12 protein-coding genes and 1 tRNA gene are annotated in these 18031 nt (G+C 69.4%); 11 read left to right on the top strand and 2 right to left on the bottom strand.

Annotation, left to right across the window (positions count from 1 at the left end; translation table 11 throughout):
- The 9 genes from dnaA to DSY14_RS19510 form a co-directional block, all read left to right on the top strand.
- Window positions 1–1776, top strand: a 1776-nt coding sequence (dnaA, locus tag DSY14_RS19550; RefSeq protein WP_283091658.1) for a chromosomal replication initiator protein DnaA, incomplete at its 5' end; no start/stop codon positions are given.
- Window positions 1777–3076: 1300 nt separating this feature from the next.
- Entirely contained in the window at window positions 3077–4216 is a 1140-nt protein-coding gene (gene dnaN / locus DSY14_RS19545) for a DNA polymerase III subunit beta (RefSeq protein WP_211718043.1), read from the top strand.
- Between the two features lie 106 nt (window positions 4217–4322).
- Window positions 4323–5225 (top strand): phosphogluconate dehydrogenase (NAD(+)-dependent, decarboxylating), encoded by a 903-nt coding sequence (gene gnd, locus DSY14_RS19540; protein ID WP_211718041.1) that lies wholly within the window; start codon window positions 4323–4325, stop codon window positions 5223–5225.
- A gap of 95 nt (window positions 5226–5320) precedes the next feature.
- A complete protein-coding gene (gene recF, locus DSY14_RS19535) occupies window positions 5321–6451 on the top strand; it encodes a DNA replication/repair protein RecF (protein WP_211718040.1) in 1131 nt (376 codons plus the stop codon).
- A 79-nt stretch (window positions 6452–6530) separates the two neighbouring features.
- Window positions 6531–6971 (top strand): DUF721 domain-containing protein, encoded by a 441-nt coding sequence (locus DSY14_RS19530; RefSeq protein ID WP_211718039.1) that lies wholly within the window; start codon window positions 6531–6533, stop codon window positions 6969–6971.
- 440 nt (window positions 6972–7411) lie between these two features.
- Window positions 7412–9349, top strand: coding sequence for a DNA topoisomerase (ATP-hydrolyzing) subunit B (gene gyrB / locus DSY14_RS19525; RefSeq protein WP_211718038.1), 1938 nt, complete (start codon window positions 7412–7414; stop codon window positions 9347–9349).
- Between the two features lie 53 nt (window positions 9350–9402).
- The gene (gyrA, locus tag DSY14_RS19520) at window positions 9403–12015 is read left to right on the top strand and encodes a DNA gyrase subunit A (RefSeq protein ID WP_211718037.1); all 2613 of its coding nucleotides are present in this window, start codon (window positions 9403–9405) and stop codon (window positions 12013–12015) included.
- A 101-nt stretch (window positions 12016–12116) separates the two neighbouring features.
- Window positions 12117–12695: a DUF3566 domain-containing protein gene (locus tag DSY14_RS19515; RefSeq protein ID WP_211718036.1), complete on the top strand. Its 579-nt coding sequence runs from the start codon at window positions 12117–12119 to the stop codon at window positions 12693–12695.
- A gap of 198 nt (window positions 12696–12893) precedes the next feature.
- Window positions 12894–12970, top strand: a tRNA-Ile gene (locus DSY14_RS19510).
- 530 nt (window positions 12971–13500) lie between these two features.
- Here DSY14_RS19510 and DSY14_RS19505 read toward each other — a convergent pair.
- Both DSY14_RS19505 and DSY14_RS19500 read right to left on the bottom strand, forming a co-directional pair.
- Window positions 13501–15786: an ATP-binding protein gene (locus DSY14_RS19505; RefSeq protein ID WP_374224029.1), complete on the bottom strand. Its 2286-nt coding sequence runs from the start codon at window positions 15784–15786 to the stop codon at window positions 13501–13503.
- Window positions 15776–16474, bottom strand: coding sequence for a response regulator transcription factor (locus DSY14_RS19500; protein ID WP_211718035.1), 699 nt, complete (start codon window positions 16472–16474; stop codon window positions 15776–15778). Before DSY14_RS19500 ends, DSY14_RS19505 begins: the two co-directional genes overlap by 11 nt.
- A gap of 208 nt (window positions 16475–16682) precedes the next feature.
- Here DSY14_RS19500 and DSY14_RS19495 point away from each other — a divergent pair, with 208 nt between their 5' ends.
- Together DSY14_RS19495 and DSY14_RS19490 are read left to right on the top strand one after the other, a co-directional pair.
- Window positions 16683–17444: a L,D-transpeptidase family protein gene (locus DSY14_RS19495; RefSeq protein WP_211718034.1), complete on the top strand. Its 762-nt coding sequence runs from the start codon at window positions 16683–16685 to the stop codon at window positions 17442–17444.
- Window positions 17445–17488: 44 nt separating this feature from the next.
- Window positions 17489–17776, top strand: a complete 288-nt coding sequence (locus DSY14_RS19490) for a hypothetical protein (protein ID WP_211718033.1) — start codon at window positions 17489–17491, stop codon at window positions 17774–17776.
- Window positions 17777–18031 lie beyond the last annotated feature (255 nt).

The following is an 18031-nucleotide window of genomic DNA, read 5'->3' as shown; positions in this document are numbered from 1 at the left end:
CCACCCCCCTCCTCGCCGACCTCCTACGGCGGCACCGGAGCGTTCCCCTCCGAACGACCGCAGACCCCACCGGCGCCGGAGCACCCGATGGCCCCGGGGCGGCAGCAGGGGCCACCGTCGTTCCAGGAACCCCGTGGCCAGCACGCGCGTCCGGCGACCCCGCACCCGGCCGAGGCCCTGGGTGCCCACGCCCCCGGTCAGGAGCCGGGACAGGCCGATCTGCTGGGTACCGAACAACCGTACGGGGACCGGAGGTATCGGCCCGGGCCCGAGGTGTGGGCGACCCCACCGGCCGCCGAACCCCGGCACGCGCACCCGGAGCAGCCGTCGCCGTGGCCCGCTCCGACCCCGGAGCCGGGTGCCGCGCCCTCGGGTCACCCCGAGGCCCGCGCGGAGCCGATCGCCGAGCCCCCCGCTTCCTGGGGGTCATCGACCGGCTGGCCGACCCAGGAACAGCTGTGGCAGCAGCAGTCCTGGGGCGAGCCGGGCTGGGACCGACCCAACCGCTGGGAGACCCCGGTCCAGGAGGCCCCCGCCGTTCCCCCTCGGGAGCCGGCCGAGGAGCCCATGGATCGCGGCGAGGCGCCCGGGGCGACCACGCCCGTGGAGCCGTCCGCCCCCGAGCGCGCGGACGCCCCCACCACGGGAGGCCCCGCGGCGGCCCCCGCGCCGGCGGTGAACGGTTCCACGTCCTCCCCCACCGCGCCGCCCGGGCGTTCCCCGGAGATCCCCCCGGGCGATCACGCGCGCCTGAACCCGAAGTACACCTTCGACACGTTCGTCATCGGGTCCAGCAACCGGTTCGCGCACGCCGCGTCGGTCGCGGCCGCGGAGGCTCCCGCCAAGGCGTACAACCCGCTGTTCATCCACGGTGGCTCCGGGCTGGGCAAGACCCACCTCCTGCACGCCATCGGGCACTACACCCACCGGCTCTACGAGGGTTCCCGGGTGCGCTACGTCAGCTCCGAGGAGTTCACCAACGAGTTCATCAACTCGATCCGGGACGGCAAGGCGGACGGATTCCGCCGCCGGTACCGGGACATCGACGTCCTCCTGGTGGACGACATCCAGTTCCTGGAGAACAAGGAGCAGACGCAGGAGGAGTTCTTCCACACCTTCAACACCCTGCACAACTCCGACAAGCAGATCGTCATCTCCAGCGACCGGCCGCCCAAGCAGCTGACCACGCTGGAGGACCGGATGCGCAGCCGGTTCGAATGGGGCCTGCTCACCGACGTCCAGCCGCCCGAGTTGGAGACGCGCATCGCCATCCTGCGCAAGAAGGCGGCGCAGGAGGGACTGGCCGCCCCGCCCGAGGTCCTGGAGTTCATCGCCAGCAAGATCTCGACCAACATCCGTGAGTTGGAGGGCGCGCTGATCCGGGTCACCGCGTTCGCCAGCCTCAACCGGCAGTCGGTCGACCTCGACCTCACCGGGCAGGTGCTGCGGGACCTGGTGCCCAACAACGAGGTCCCCGAGATCACGGCGAGCACGATCATGTCCCAGACCGCCGCCTACTTCGGCCTGAGTCTGGAGGACCTGTGCGGGACCTCCCGTTCCCGGGTCCTGGTGACGGCCCGGCAGATCGCCATGTACCTGTGCCGCGAACTGACCGACCTGTCCCTGCCCAAGATCGGCCAGCAGTTCGGCCGCGACCACACGACCGTCATGCACGCCGACCGCAAGGTCCGCGCGCTCATGGCGGAGCGCCGTTCGATCTACAACCAGGTCCACGAACTCACCAGCAGGATCAAGGACCAGCCGACGCTGACCTGATCCGCGACGGGTCGACAAGGCGACAGAGAGACAAGGAGAAGAGGGGTACCGGTGACCGGTACCCCTCTTCTCCTTTCCTCCTTCCTTCCAAGCACCACGACGGCGACGTGACCGCCCGCACCCACCGCACCGTCCGTGCCCGGGGTCGCCCGTGCCCTCCGGGCGCGGTCCGGGTCGATATGGCGACGTGACGATGTGCCGACGTGGCGACACGCCCGCCGCCGCACGCGTCTACCCGTCCCCCTCCCCCGGCGCGCTCACGGGCCCCGACGACGACCGAGGCCGCTGTCCACAGGTCGGGGCGTCCCCACTTCTCCCCGGTCTCCCGGGAACCGCCCGAGCCGAGTTATCCACAGGCTTGTGCGGCGGTATCGCCGCCCACAAGCGAAAGAGGCGTGTCGTCCGATGCGGCGACGTCCATGCCCGAAGTCGACCGTTCGCCCTGGTTTCCAGGGCCTCCCGGCCCTGTTGCCCTGCCCACACCGGCCGGCGAGGGCGGCCGGAAGGGCTGGTCACGAGGGTCGCTGCCCGGAATGGCCGGAAGGCCTGTGGAAAACCCTGTGCACAGACTCTTTGCCCGGGTTCGCGCGGTATGTGGAAGGGGCGCCACAAATTTTTTCGACGACTTCGCACGAAGTTATCCACAGGAGAGCCGCCAAAACTGTGGACAACGGTGTGGATAAGCTGTGGACAACCCCGTCACGCCTGTGGGTAAGTCGGGGTCGTCCTGTGGACGCGGAGACACGCCACCGGACCGCTGCATCCCCTGCGGGTGTGGACAACATGGGGAAAACCTGTGGACCGACCTGTGGACGCGGTGTGGAAAAACTGGGGACCCCGATTTTCGTCCACAGACGGTCCGAGTTACCCACAGGGTCCTCCACAGGGCCTGTGGACAAAAATCTCCGGGGTGACCTGCATAAACAGTGGTTATCCACATTATCCACAGGCCCTACTACTACTACGCACCTTCTATAGCTCAGATTTGGCTTCTCAACCGCTCCGCGGAAAATCTGTGGACAACGGCTCCGGATCGACGTGACGGCGGTCGGGTGCTGAGCCGGCAGCGACGACGAGGGAATCCGGGTAACGTGTGTTCTCGCCCCTGTCCTCCGCCGCTCGCTTCCGAGCGGTGACCCCTACGGCATCCGAGACGGCCTCCTGTGGTCCGAACCTGCGCTCGACGCCGGTGCGTCCACACCCTGTTGACGGGACCCTCGGTAGGCCCACGAGACATCCATGAGCTGCGACGTCGAGGCTGGGGCCGGTCCATCGGATCCTGCGGAAAGTGAGTCGGAAAGTGAAGTTCCGGGTCGAACGCGACGTACTGGCCGACGCTGTCGCCTGGACGGCGCGCACACTGCCGACACGCCCCTCTGTGCCGGTCCTGGCCGGCATCCTCCTCGACGCCGGGGAGATCGACGACCGTCAGCGGGTCCGTCTCTCCGGGTTCGACTACGAGGTCTCCACCCAGGTCTCGGTCGACATCGAGATCGAGGAGGCCGGACAGACCCTGGTCCCCGGTCGACTCCTCGCCGAGATCACCCGCAACCTTCCTCCACAGACTGTGGAGATCGCCACCGACGGCCCCAAGGTCGTGGTGTCCTGCGGCAGCGCCAAGTTCACCCTGAACACCATGCCGGTCGAGGACTACCCCTCTCTGCCGGAGATGCCCGGGGTCAGCGGCACCATCGGCAGTGACGTCTTCGCCGCCGCCGTCGGCCAGGTGGCCGTCGCCGCCGGGCGCGACGACACGCTCCCCATGCTCACCGGTATCCGCGTCGAGATCGAGGGCGAGACCATCACGCTCGCCTCCACCGACCGTTACCGCCTGGCCGTGCGCGAACTGACCTGGAAGCCGGAGAACCCCGAGCTCTCGGCGGTCGCGCTGGTACCGGCCAAGACCCTGCACGACACCGCCAAGTCGCTGGGCTCCGGCGCCGAGGTCTCCATCGCGCTCTCGGGGGGCGACTCCGGCGAGGGGATGATGGGCTTCGAGGGCGGCGGCCGACGCACCACCACCCGCCTGCTCGACGGCGAGTTCCCCAAGTACCGGGCCCTGCTGCCGGACACCTTCAACACGGTGGCCGAGGTCAGCCGCTCGGAGTTCGTCGAGGCGGTCAAGCGCGTCTCCCTCGTGGCGGAGCGCAACACCCCGCTCCGGCTGGCCTTCTCCCAGGGCAGCCTGGTGCTGGAGGCCGGTACCGGCGAGGACGCACAGGCTGTGGAGACCCTGGAGGCCGACCTCGACGGTGAGGACATCCAGATCGCCTTCAACTCCGGCTACCTGCTCGACGGCCTCGGCGCCATCGGCACGGACGTGGCCCGGCTGCACTTCACCACCTCGACCAAGCCCGCGATCCTCACCGGAAAGCCGGCCGAGGAGGGCGGCACCCCCGAATACCGCTACCTGATCATGCCGGTGCGCCTGTCCGGCTGACGGATCCGACAGACGCAGACCGGCGTCCGCCGCCCGGCCCGTGGCCTCGACCGCCCGGGCCGGTCGGCTTCCACGTGTCCACCGGTGTCCAAGGGGGAGTCCCAGCATGCAAATCGGAATGATCGGCCTCGGCAAGATGGGCGGCAACATGGCCGCCCGACTGCGGGAGAAGGGCCACGACGTCGTCGGTTACGACGCCTCCCCCGGTGAGCGCGACGTGGAGAGCCTGGAGGTCCTCGTCGACCGCCTCGCGTCGCCCCGCGTCGTCTGGGTGATGGTCCCGGCCGGTGACCCGACCACCTCCACCGTCGAGCGCCTGGGCGAGCTCCTGTCCGAGGGCGACATCGTCGTCGAGGGCGGCAACACCCACTACGTCGACGACGCCCCGCGGGCCGAGGCGCTCGCGGCCCAGGGCATCGGCTACGTCGACGCCGGCGTCAGCGGTGGTGTGTGGGGACGCCAGAACGGCTACGGCATCATGGTCGGCGGCCGGGACGAGGACGTGGAGCGCCTGCGGCCGCTCTTCGACTCCCTGACCCCCGACGACGGCGGCGGTTTCGTGCACGCCGGTGCCGTGGGGGCCGGTCACTTCGTGAAGATGGTCCACAACGGCATCGAGTACGGCATGATGCAGTCCTTCGCCGAGGGCTACGAGCTCATGGTCGCCTCCGGGATCGTCAAGGACGTCCCCGGCACCTTCGAGAGCTGGCGCGAGGGCACCGTCGTCCGTTCCTGGCTGCTGGACCTGCTCGGTCGCGCCCTGGAGCAGGACCCCGACCTGTCCGAGCTGCGCGGTTACGTGCAGGACTCCGGCGAGGGCCGCTGGACCGTGCAGGCCGCCGTGGACCTGGCGGTCCCGGCCCCGGCCATCACCGCCTCGCTCTTCGCCAGGTTCGCCTCCCGTCAGGACGACAGCGAGGCCATGAAGGTCGTGGCCGCCCTGCGCAACCAGTTCGGCGGACACGCGGTCACCAAGGCCGCCGACACCGGCGCCGAACACCAGGGCTGACCCGCGCGATCCAGCGGGGTGGCCGGGCACGGCCCGGCCACCCCGTACCTTTTCCCTTCCCTCACCCCGCTCCCTCGTTTCAGGAGGAAGGCCGGATGTACGTCTCCCACCTGCAACTGGCCGACTTCCGGTCCTACGAGTCGGCCCTGTTGGAACTCGAACCCGGCGTGAGCGTGTTCGTGGGCTCCAACGGTCAGGGCAAGACGAACCTGGTCGAGGCCATCGGCTACATGGCGACCCTCGGCAGTCATCGGGTGTCCTCCGACACCCCGCTGGTCCGGCAGGACGCGGCGCGCGCGATCGTCAGCGCCCGGGTCATGCGGGACGGTCGCGACATGCTGGTCGACCTGGAGATCAACCCGGGCAGGGCCAACCGCGCACGGGTGAACCGCGGCGCGGCGGGGCGCCCCCGTGACGTCCTGGGGATTCTGCGCACCGTGCTCTTCGCCCCCGAGGACCTGGCCCTGGTCAAGGGTGATCCGGGTGAGCGCCGGCGGTTCCTCGACGAACTCCTGGTGGCGCGGGCCCCGCGCATGGCCGGTGTGCGCTCCGACTACGAACGGGTCCTCAAACAGCGCAACGCCCTCCTGAAATCGGCCTCGGCGCAGTTGCGTCGACGGTCGACCCCGGACCTGAGCACCCTTGAGGTGTGGGACGCCCACCTGGCCGAGACCGGCGCGGAACTGCTCCTGGCGCGGATCGCGCTGGTCGAGGAGCTGCGACCCCTGGTCGCCGAGAACTACGCCGGGTTGACCGAGTCCGGCGGACCGGCGGTCCCGACCTACCGTTCCTCCGCGGTGGAGGAGGGGGCCGCCCTGCCGTTCGACCGTCCACAGCTTGTGGACATCCTGCGCGAGGCGATGGAGGCCGCCCGCGAGCGTGAACTCCAGCGCGGGATCAGCCTCGTGGGACCGCATCGCGACGAACTTCATCTCCGCCTCGGTGATCTCCCCGCCAAGGGGTACGCCAGTCAGGGAGAGTCCTGGTCGTACGCACTGGCTTTCAAGTTGTCGGCGTTCGACCTGCTCAGGGTCGACGGCGACGACCCGGTGCTGATCCTGGACGACGTCTTCGCCGAACTGGACGCGGAGCGACGGCGCCGCTTGGCCGAACGCGTGCGCGACGCCGAACAGGTGCTGGTGACCGCCGCGGTCGGCGCGGACATCCCGGAGGAGCTCGACGGCGCGAGGTTCGGGGTGCGGCGGGGAATGGTCGAGAGTGAGTGAATCTTTTCCACAGCCTGTGGATCCCGCGTCCGGACGCGGCCACGTCGGGTCCGGTGGGAGCGGTGGCGGTCCACAGCCTGTGGACGGTCGCCCTGCGTCTTCCCCGACGCCACCGGCGCGGCAGGCCCTGGCCCGCGCCCGTGCCGAGGCGCGCGAACGCGGCGCGGTCCCCCGCGGCGCGACACGGGCCCGCAGACGTGGCCGGTTGCGGTCACGGAACGAGCCGCAGTTGTTCGGTGACGCGGTGCGGACCTGGTTGATCGAGCACGGCTGGCAGGAGCAGGTGGCGATCGGTGGGGTCTTCGGCCGCTGGTCCGACATCGTGGGCGATTTCAATGCCGAACATCTGCGTCCGGAGAGTTATTCGGACGGTGAACTCGTGGTCGTCGCCGATTCACCGACCATGGCCGCTCACGCGCGAGCGATGGTGCGCGACCTGATGCGTCGGTTGAACGAGGAACTGGGGGACGGAACCGTCGTCACCATCAAGGTGAAGGGCCCGGGATCGCGCCGCCGATGACCCTGTGACCAGGGATTTTCCGGCGTTTCAGGTGGTTCGGGGTGCGGTCCCGGCGGTGCGGAGCCCGCCTCCCCCTCGTGGTCGGCGGGCGGGGAAAGTGAGACATCGGTCCGTGTAAGGGCACTGAAGCGCGCCGGGACTTGCGCAAGGGGTCTCCCGCGTGTAGGGACTCGGCTCCCTCCCTGATCGTTCGTTCTGGGGCGGCACAGCGCCGCCAATGCCACTTTGTCGCACCGCGCGGGGTATCATGGAGACGGTTCTTCAGACGCCTGTAGCCGGTACCACGCCCCCATGTAGAGGGTGGGCGGACGGCCCGTGCGGCGAACGGTGATCCCCCAGGTCCGCGGTACAACCGCACCCTGTCGATCACGCTGCCGTGGGTTGACCGTCGTCCGCTCGGCCGCGGCCGACAGGCGTCCCCAGCAGGAGGGTGTTCCCACTTGGCCTACGACGCAGGATCAATCACGGTTCTCGAGGGGCTTGAGGCAGTACGCAAGCGCCCGGGTATGTACATCGGCTCCACCGGGGAGCGCGGTCTGCACCACCTGGTTTCCGAGGTGGTCGACAACTCGGTCGACGAGGCGATGGCCGGCCACGCCGACGCCATCGAGGTGACGCTGCTCGCCGACGGCGGGGTCAGGGTGACCGACAACGGTCGGGGTATCCCGGTCGGCATCCACCCCGTGGAGAAGCGTCCGGCCGTGGAGGTCGTCCTCACCACGCTGCACGCGGGAGGCAAGTTCGACGGCAAGTCGTACGCGGTCTCCGGTGGTCTGCACGGTGTCGGCATCTCCGTCGTCAACGCGCTGTCCACCGCCCTGGACGTGGAGATCCGTCAACAGGGGCACGTGTGGCGGCAGCACTACGAGATGACCGCCCCGACCGGTGATCTCATCAAGGGCGAGGAGACCGCCGACACCGGTACCCAGATCACCTTCTGGGCCGACGGCGACATCTTCGAGACCACCACGTTCTCGTTCGAGACGCTCTCGCGCCGGATGCAGGAGATGGCCTTCCTCAACAAGGGGCTGTCCATCACCATCCGCGACGAGCGCCCCGAGCACACCGACGACGGTCCGGTGGTCAACACCTTCCACTACGAGGAGGGTCTGTCGGACTACGTCCGGCACATCAACGCCAAGAAGGAGCCGGCGCACGCGTCGATCATCTCCTTCGAGGAAGAGGGCGACGGCATCGCGGTCGAGGTCGCCATGCAGTGGAACCAGTCGTACACCTCGTCGGTGCACACCTTCGCCAACACCATCAACACGGCGGAGGGCGGCACCCACGAAGAGGGCTTCCGCTCCGCGCTCACCACGCTGGTCAACCGGTACGCCCGGGACCAGAGGCTGCTGCGCGAGAAGGAGGACAACCTCACCGGTGACGACATCCGCGAGGGCCTGACCTCCATCATCTCGGTCAAGCTGGCCGACCCGCAGTTCGAGGGTCAGACCAAGACCAAGCTCGGCAACACCGAGGCCAAGTCCTTCGTCCAGAAGGTCACCAACGAGCACCTGCGCGACTGGTTCGAGCGCAACCCCGGCGAGGCCAAGGACATCGTGTCCAAGGCCAGCCAGGCGGCCCGCGCCCGTGTCGCCGCCCGCCAGGCCCGCGACCTCACCCGTCGCAAGACCCTCCTCGAGACCACCTCCCTCCCGGGCAAGCTGTCGGACTGCCAGTCCACCAACCCGGAGGAGTGCGAGGTCTACATCGTGGAGGGTGACTCCGCGGGTGGCTCGGCCAAGGGTGGACGCAATCCGCACAACCAGGCCATCCTGCCCATCCGCGGCAAGATCCTGAACGTGGAGAAGTCCCGCGTCGACCGCATCCTCAAGAACAACGAGGTCCAGGCGATCATCACCGCCCTGGGCACCGGTATCCACGAGGAGTTCGACGCCGAGAAGCTCCGGTACCACAAGGTCATCCTCATGGCCGACGCCGACGTCGACGGTCAGCACATCCGTACGCTTCTCCTCACCCTGCTGTTCCGCTTCATGAAGCCGCTGGTCGAGGCCGGGAACGTCTACCTCGCCGCGCCGCCGCTCTACAAGATCAAGTGGGACCAGAAGGGCAGCGACGCGAGCTACGCGTTCTCCGACGCCGAGCGCGACCGGGTCATCGAGGCCGGTATCGCCGCGGGCAAGAGGGACCCGCGCCCGCGCGACATGGTGCAGCGGTTCAAGGGTCTGGGCGAGATGAACGCCAACGAGCTGTGGGACACCACGATGGACCCGGACCGTCGCGTCCTGCTCCAGGTCAGCCTGGACGACGCGGCCCAGGCCGACGAGATGTTCAGCGTGCTCATGGGGGAGGACGTCGAGTCCCGGCGCGCCTTCATCCAGCGCAACGCCAAGGACGTCCGCTTCCTGGACATCTAGGTTCCCCGTTCCCACCCGTGCTCAAGCAAGCTTCGTAGAAGGGATCGACATCCGTGACGGATGCGAACAACCCCGACGCCCCTGAGGGCGGGGACTCCTCCGTGGAGTCTCTGCCGCGTGTGACGGACCGGATCGAGCCCGTCGACATCCAGGTCGAGATGCAGCGCAGCTATCTCGACTACGCGATGTCCGTCATCGTCGGCCGCGCCCTCCCCGACGTCCGGGACGGCCTCAAGCCCGTCCACCAGCGTGTCCTGTACGCCATGTACGACGGTGGCTACCGGCCCGACCGCGGGTACTTCAAGTGCGCCCGCGTTGTCGGCGACGTGATGGGCAACTACCACCCGCACGGCGACAGCGCGATCTACGACACCCTGGTCCGTCTGGCCCAGTGGTGGTCGATGCGGATGCCGCTGGTCGACCCCAACGGCAACTTCGGTTCGCCGGGCAACGACCCGGCCGCCGCCATGCGCTACACCGAGTGCAAGCTCGCGCCGCTGGCCATGGAGATGCTCCGGGACATCGACAAGGAGACCGTCGACTTCCGGCCCAACTACGACGGTCGCTCCGCCGAGCCCGTCGTGCTGCCCGCCCGGTTCCCGAACCTGTTGGTCAACGGTTCCTCGGGCATCGCGGTCGGGATGGCGACCAACATCCCGCCGCACAACCTGCGCGAGGTCGCCGACGGCGTCTACTGGTACCTGGACCACCCCGACACCGAGGACGACGAGCTGCTCGACCAGCTCATCGCCCGGGTCAAGGGCCCCGACTTCCCGACCCGCGGGCTCATCGTGGGCAAGCGCGGGATCGAGGAGGCGTACCGGACCGGTCGCGGCTCCATCACCATGCGCGCCGTGGTGGAGGTCGAGGAGGACAACCGCGGTCGCCAGACCCTCGTCATCACCGAGCTGCCCTACCAGGTCAACCCGGACAACCTCGCGCTGAAGATCGCCGACCTGGTCAAGGACGGCAAGATCACCGGCATCGCCGACGTGCGCGACGAGTCCAGCGGTCGTACCGGTCAGCGCCTGGTCATCGTGCTCAAGCGCGACGCCGTGGCCAAGGTCGTGCTGAACAACCTGTACAAGCACACCCAGCTCCAGGAGACCTTCGGCGCGAACATGCTCGCCCTGGTCGACGGGGTGCCGCGCACGCTGCGCCTGGACCAGATGATCCGCCACTGGGTCAAGCACCAGGTCGAGGTCATCGTCCGCCGGACGCAGTACCTGCTGCGCAAGGCCGAGGAGCGCGCGCACATCCTGCGCGCCCTGCTGCGGGCGATGGACCGCATCGACGAGGTCATCAGCCTCATCCGTAACAGCGCCTCCGCCGACGACGCCCGCACCGGCCTCATGGGCCTGCTGGAGATCGACGACATCCAGGCCCGCGCGATCCTCGACATGCAGCTGCGCAAGCTCGCCGCGTTGGAGCGCAACGCCCTGGTCGCCGAGTACGACGAGCTCATGGCGCTCATCGCCGACTACAACGACATCCTCGCCTCGGACGTGCGTCAGCGCTCCATCATCCGCGCGGAGCTCGGCGAGATCGTCGACAAGTACGGCGACGAGCGGCGCACGCACATCATCCCGTTCGAGGGTGACATGCGCATGGAGGACTTCATCGCCGAGGAGGACGTGGTCGTCACGATCTCCCGCGGTGGCTACGCCAAGCGCACCCGCATCGACAACTACCGGGCGCAGAAGCGTGGCGGCAAGGGTGTGCGCGGCGCCCAGCTCAAGCAGGACGACATCGTCCAGCACTTCTTCGTCACCACCACCCACCACTGGATCCTGTGCTTCACGAACCAGGGCCGGGTGTACCGGACGAAGGCCTACGAGCTGCCGGAGGCCGCTCGTGACGCGCGCGGTCAGCACGTCGCCAACCTGCTGCCGTTCCAGCCGGGTGAGGAGATCGCGCAGATCATGGCCCTGCGCGACTACGAGGCCGCCCCCTACCTGGTGCTGGCCACCAGGGAGGGCCTGGTCAAGAAGTCGCGTCTGGAGGACTTCGACTCCGCGCGCGCGGCGGGCATCATCGCCATCAACCTGCGCGAGGGCGACGAGCTGATCGCCGCCCGGCTGGTCTTCTCCGAGGACGACATGCTGTTGATCTCCAGCGACGCCCAGGCGATCCGGTTCTCCGCCTCCGACGAGTCGCTGCGTCCGATGGGGCGCGCCACCAGCGGCGTGATCGGCATGCGGTTCCTGGAGGGCGACTACCTGCTGTCCATGGACGTCATCCGGCCCGGCGACGGTTCGACCGACGTGCTGGTCACCACGGAGAACGGGTACGCCAAGCGGACCCCCTCCGAGCAGTACCCGACACAGAACCGTGGCGGCAAGGGCGTGCTGACGGCCAAGGTCGTGGAGGCCCGCGGCAAGCTCGTCGGCGCCCTGATGGTGGACCCGGAGGTCGACGAGATCTTCGCGATCACCTCCGCCGGCGGGGTCATCCGCACCGGTGCCGCCGAGGTCAAGCAGTCCGGTCGTACCACCATGGGCGTCCGGCTGATGAACCTCGACAAGGGCAACAAGATCGTCGCCGTGGCCGCCAACGCGGAGGCCGCCGAGGAGGCCGAGGCCGAGGAGGTCGCGGACGCGGTCGAGGCGGCGGAGGCCGACACGGGCGATCGTCAGGTCGAGGGAGAAGGCAACCCCGAGGCCTAGACTGCGCGTTATACGTAGTACGTCCCGTGGGGTTCGTTACGTCGGCCCCACGGGACCCACCGATCGACCCGTCTCAACGAAAGTCCAGCGGTAACGTTTCTATGTCTGAGAATCAGTCGAACGCCAGCAGCAACGATTCCGACGCGGCGGGTGTCGCCGGGGACTCTCACGTCGAGACGGAGGAATCGACCGCTGTGGAGGCTCCCGAGGCCACGGACGAGCGCGAAGCGGGGGACGGCGCGGCGAAGACCGCGTCCGCCTCCGGGCCGGAGGCCCCCACCGCCGTCAAGGCCACGCTGTCCAGTCGCAAGGCCCACCTGACCGTCTCCCGTGTGGAGCCGTGGTCGGTCATGAAGTTCAGCTTCGTGGTCTCGCTGGTGTGCTTCATCATCCTGTTCGTCGCCGTGGCCGTGATCTACGCGGTCCTGTCGATGTTGGGCGTGTTCGATGAGCTCACCAACATGATCAACGCCCTCCTGGAGGGCGACGGCGGTGAGGACGAGCTGGGCCTGAACCCGGCGGCCTGGTTCTCGCCCGGCCGAGTGCTCGGCTACACGGGCGTCATCGGCGCGCTGAACGTCGTGCTGCTCACCGCCCTGTCCACGGTGGGCGCGATGCTGTACAACCTGGTCGCGGACCTGGTCGGTGGCGTCGACGTCACCCTCTCCGAGGCCGAGTAGTCCGTGTGTCGCCCGTCGGGCCCGGTTCCCCCGTGGAGCCGGGCCCGACGGCTGTCCGCCACCGGTTCGAGCACTGCCGGGAAGCGGCTAAAATGGGAGGTGAAGAGGGACGCGGTTCGCCCGTGTCCCCTCCCTTGCGTCAGGCGGTTTCCGGTTCGCCCCGGCCCCCCGGATGCGGTAGAGTTCCTGACGGAACGCGGGCGTATAGCTCAGTCGGTTAGAGCGCATCCCTGATAAGGATGAGGTCCCAGGTTCAAGTCCTGGTACGCCCACCATGGAAAAGGCTCCCACGCGGGGGCCTTTTTTCGTGTCCCGTGCGCCACACGTGCGCCGTGGGCGCGGGCGCCGGCCGCGTCGTGGAGGAGGTCGGACAGGGCGCGGGGAGCGCTGTCGAGGGCGTCGAGGGCGTCGACGGAGTGCGACCCGTGACGCGTGTGAGGCGGGAAAGAACGTCGGTAGGAGGCCTGGCAGGGCGTCCAAGGGCGCGACCAGGGGTTCCGGCGGCATGACCGGGGATCCGCCGGAGGGCGACGCCGCCGGGGAGTAGGCGCCCGCCGCCCGGCGTGGCCGGATTCTGTTCGGGGTCCCAGCTCTGACCCGTCGTGGTAGCGCCGTCCTGTAGCGCGGGATCACACGCGACCGGTTCGGCGCCGCACGCTCTACCGTGGTCTCCTCCGTATCCTCGATGCCGATGCGCGGAGCCGCTTCCCACGGCGCCTTCGCGGGTCCCGCGCCCTTCTCCGGCCGCTAGCCGGAAGACACGTCGACAGAGCGATCTGTCGCTGAGGAGTCGCCGCGGGGTTGCTCACCGGCTTCGGGACGAGCGTCCCGGGCGCCCCTGTGCGAGGTCGACCCGGCTGTGGCGCAGGTGCTCTCTTTCGCGACCATCGGTATCTCCTTCCTCTTCCGGCCGCTGGCTGCGATCGTTACCGGGCACCTCGGGGAGTCCGGCCAGGGGCAGCCGGAGCGTGAACGCCGTGCCTTCCCCGAGCGTGCTCCGCGCCGCCACCGAGCCGCCGTGCAGCTCCACCAGTCCGCGCACGATGGCCAACCCGAGCCCGCTGCCGCCGGTGCGCCGGTTGCGGGACCGGTCCGCGCGCCAGAACCGGTCGAAGACGTGCGGCAGGTCCTCTTCGGCGATGCCGACACCGGTGTCGGCCACCTGGATCACGACCTGGGATCCCGCTTGGTGGGCGCGGACCGTGACGGTCCCGCCCTCGGGTGTGTGCCGCACCGCGTTGCCGACCAGGTTCCCCAGGACCTGGAGCATCCGGGTGCGGTCGGCGATGAGGGTCACGTCGTTCGCCTCATCGACCAGGCGCACACCGGCCTCCTCCGCGCGTAGGCCGTGGCCCGTGACCACTTGGGCGACCAGCGGTGCGACCTCCACGGGCTCCGGGGAAAGGCGCAGACGCCCCGCGTCGGCCAGGGCGAGGTCCTGGAGGTCGTCGATGACCGCCTGGAGCAGCAGGGTCTCCCCCAGCAGCATGCGCACGTGGTCCGGATCGGGGTCGACCACCCCGTCCTGGACGGCCTCCAGCCAGCCGCGCAGGTTGCTCAGCGGTGTCCGCAGCTCATGTGAGACGTCGCTCACCATCGCCTTGCGCTGCTCCTCGGCCCGCTCCAGGTGTTCGGACATCTCGTTGAACGCCTCCGCGAGCCGGCCGAGCTCCCCGGAATCGCGGACCTCCACCTGGGCGGCGGGCCCTCCCCCGTCGCGCATCCGGTTCACGGCGTCGGTGAGCGCGTGCACGGGACGCAGCAGCCGGGTCGCCAGTGTGCTGCTCACCACCACGGTCAGCACCAGGACCAGCAGTACGACACTGCCCAGGCGCACGGCGCCCTCGCGGGAGAGCGACAGCCCCGCCTCCGCCTCCTCCGCGGGGTCGTCGATGAACAGCAGCGCGGCCGGGGCCACATAGGGAACGAGCTGGGCGCGGCGGGCGGCGTCCAGGCAGGAGGCGGCCTTCGGTCCCAGCTCCACTCTGGACCAGGTCAGGCTCTCGGCTCCCTCGGGTTCGGGTGTGGGTTCGGCCTCCGTCGGGTTCGGCTCCGCCTGCTGCTCCTCGACCAGACCCCCGCCTTCATAAGGGGCGTTGGGCGCCTCGCCGGCGGGCGGGGCCTCCGGTACGGGTTCCGCGTCACCCTCCCAGGGTTGCTCCTGGCCCCCGGGGAGGCCATGACCGTCCCAGTGTTCCGGACCAGCGGACTCCTCCTGCGGGAGGTCGTCCGCAGGGTTGTCCGGAGCGGCGGGAGGTCGGGCATCGTCCGATGCCGGCCCAGAGGTGGGGGGTGTGCCCGTGATCACGAGGCCCCCGGTGCGGCCGTCCATCGCGTAGACGAGGTCCGATCCGGCGTCACCGCACTCGGAAGCACGCTCGTTGAGATCGGCCAGCGCCGCCACTTCGCCGCCGACCGGCTGGTCCAGGGAGTCGAGGCCGCATTCGGCCCGCATGTTCGCGCCCAGGCGCTCTGATTCGACGGCGGGGCGCCCGGTCGGCCCGGTGACGACCTCTGAGGAGAAACCGTAGAGGTCGTTCAGGCAGGAAGCCCCCTGCTGGGCCTGGTCGTGCAGCGACTCGCGCTCGTCCTCGGTCAGGGAGAAAGGGCCCACCGCCCGCGGGTCGATGCGGTCGCCGTTCCCGGAGGCCAGGGTCACGTCCACCGCCAGCGGGTCCACCACCGACGACGTCCGCGGCGGCAGAGGTGGGGTCCCCCCGGTTCCCGAGAGGGGGGCGGAGTCGGTGATCACGGCGCGCCCCTCGGTGGTGAGGACGATCCGGCGGCCGGTCTCGTCGGCCAGCTCACGGACGGCCCCCGCCACCCCTTCCCAGTTCGGGTGGGTCGCCGCGTACTCGACGAGGGTGTCGTGGATATGGGTGTCCACGGTCAGGGTCTCCCCCTGCTGGGTGGTGATGGACTCCGAGGTCCGCTGCACCGCGAGCCAGGCCGTTGCGGTGATGGAGCAGACCGCGATCAGGGCCGAGCCCGCCAACAGCCGGAACAGCAGGCCGTGTCTCAGGGAGGTCCACAGCCCGAACCCGCCCCGCCGCTCTGCGGGGCGTCGCGGTGCCGCACCCTCAACGGACACGGTCGGATCCGCCCAGCTTGTAGCCGACGCCGTAGACGGTGACCAACCGGACCGGCCTGCGCGGGTCGGGCTCGATCTTGCGGCGCAGGTTCTTCACATGTACGTCGATGGTGCGCTTGGTGATGTACCCGCTGACCCCGTGGATGAGTTCCAGCAGCTGGGACCGACTGAGCACCCGGCCCGGCCGGACCGCCAGCGCCTCCAACAACTGGAACTCCACGGGTGTGCACTCCACCGCTTTCCCGTCCACCCGCACGGTGTGCAGGTCCGGGTCGACGCTGATCGGCCCCGCGTTCAGCACCCGCTCGTCGTCCCGGACCGGGGCGCGCGAACGGCGCAGCAGCGTGCGCACCCGTGCCATCAGCTCGCGCGGGCTGTAGGGCTTGGTGACGTAGTCGTCGGCCCCCAGGTCCAGCCCGGTCAACAGGTCCTCCTCGGTGGAGCGGGCGGTGAGCAGCAGCACCGCGACGTCGGACTCGGCGCGCAGGGTCCGGCACGCCTCCAAGCCGCTCATCACCGGCATCATCACGTCCATCACGATCAGGTCGGGACGGTCCCGGTGGTGCTCCTCGAGCACGGCCCGGCCGTTGTGGACCACGCGGACCGCATGGCCCTCGTACTCCAGATAGCGCCGGATCAGCTCGGCCTGGTTCACGTCGTCCTCGGCCACCAGGACATGCGCGCACACGTGAAGGGCCTCCGTTCGCCGATCGGGGGAGGGGCCACCCCCGGCACTGTCCGATCGTACGGTCGCTGACCAGCGCTCTCACGGGGTGCCGGCAGGCGCCGCAGGTCAGCACACGGGACGCACACCGAGGCCACACGGGTTCTTCACATTCTTCGGCCAGTCTTCATGGTGTCCGGTGCGGAGAGACCCGCCGGACCCCCTCGACCGGATGGACCCCATGCGCCGATCCCTGAAGCCCCGCGGAACCGTCGGGACCCTTCCCACCCTGGCCGCCGTGGCCGTTCTGGCAGTCCTCCCCGCCTGCTCGTCCGACCCTTCGGAGGAACCCTCCGAGGTGGCGCAGTCGCAGGAGACGGAGACGGAGGCGCCCACGGGCGGCCACATCGCGACGGTCCTCGCTGACGAGATCGAGGTCCGCTCCGAACCGAACGGCAGCGAGGTGGTGCACACCCTCGCCAGCCCGAACGACTTCGGCGCGGACCGGACCTTCCTCGTCCAGCAGACCCAGGGCGACTGGTTGGAGGTGCTCCTGCCGATGCGGCCCAACGGCTCCACCGGCTGGATCGAGTCCGGCGACGTCGAGGTCACCGTCACCGAGTTCCACGTGGCGATCGACATGTCGGAGTTCACCTTCACCGTCACCGAGGGTGAAGAGGACCTCCTGACCGGTCCGATCGGCATCGGAACCGGCGAGACCCCGACGCCGCCCGGTGAGTACTACTTCACTGAGCTGCTCAAGCCCTCGGACCCCGGCGGCGAGTACGGGGCCTACGCCTTCGGCCTCAGCGGACACTCCGACACGCTGGAGAGCTTCGCGGGCGGCCCCGGACAGCTCGGGGTGCACGGAACCGACGACGAGTCGGGCCTGGGCGGCGAGGTCAGCCACGGCTGTATCCGGGTGTCCAACGACGACATCACCTGGATGGCCGAGCGCCTGCCGATCGGCACCCCGGTCGAGATCAACGAATGACCGCTCGCCGAGCGGATCCACGAACACACGACAAGAGGTCGACCATGCGAGTCAAGCCCCGACTGCTCATCATCACCGCCATGACGGCGGCCTTCTTCGGCACCGCCCCGGCGTTCGCGTCCGACGACTCTCCCGGCCACTCCGACGACGCCGTTCCTTCGGCCCCGATGGAAGAGCCGGCCTTTGACGACGGTCCGGTCGGCGAGGCGGAGCCGGAGCGCGGGGCCGAGGCCGACGACCCCGGGCAGGAGGAAGGGCTCCCGGAGGACTGGGACCCCGACGTGGCCGGCCCGAGCGAGCCGATCGAGGAGGAGCCGAACTACACCGGCTGATCCCGCACTCCGATTCAGTGGCCCCGTTCTCCATCGCGGAGGGCGGGGCCCGCCGTGTGTTCCGTCGTCGTTCGGCTTCGGGTCCTCAGGTGTGTCCGCGGGGGCGGGCACCGGAGCGGAAGAGCTGAAGCGCACGCAGCGGCGGACGCAAGGGCGTGTCGACTTCGCGCCGAATCGTCATATCGACTCGTTCCGGTCCCGCCCGGTCCCCCTGTGCGGATCCCCCGTTTCTCCACTCGTGGAACAGGGCTCCCC

Origin of the sequence: Nocardiopsis sp. MG754419 (assembly GCF_018207095.1) — a bacterium.
GTDB lineage: Bacteria > Actinomycetota > Actinomycetes > Streptosporangiales > Streptosporangiaceae > Nocardiopsis.
The sequence above is the reverse complement of the archived record's forward strand: the minus strand, read 5'-3'. Positions and strand labels throughout refer to the sequence as shown.

Coding starts and splice junctions, on each gene's coding strand:
- gnd (WP_211718041.1), top strand. CDS start 4,323: ATGCAAATCGGAATGATCGGCCTCGGCAAGATGGGCGGCAACATGGCC.
- recF (WP_211718040.1), top strand. CDS start 5,321: ATGTACGTCTCCCACCTGCAACTGGCCGACTTCCGGTCCTACGAGTCG.
- DSY14_RS19515 (WP_211718036.1), top strand. CDS start 12,117: ATGTCTGAGAATCAGTCGAACGCCAGCAGCAACGATTCCGACGCGGCG.
- DSY14_RS19495 (WP_211718034.1), top strand. CDS start 16,683: ATGGACCCCATGCGCCGATCCCTGAAGCCCCGCGGAACCGTCGGGACC.
- DSY14_RS19490 (WP_211718033.1), top strand. CDS start 17,489: ATGCGAGTCAAGCCCCGACTGCTCATCATCACCGCCATGACGGCGGCC.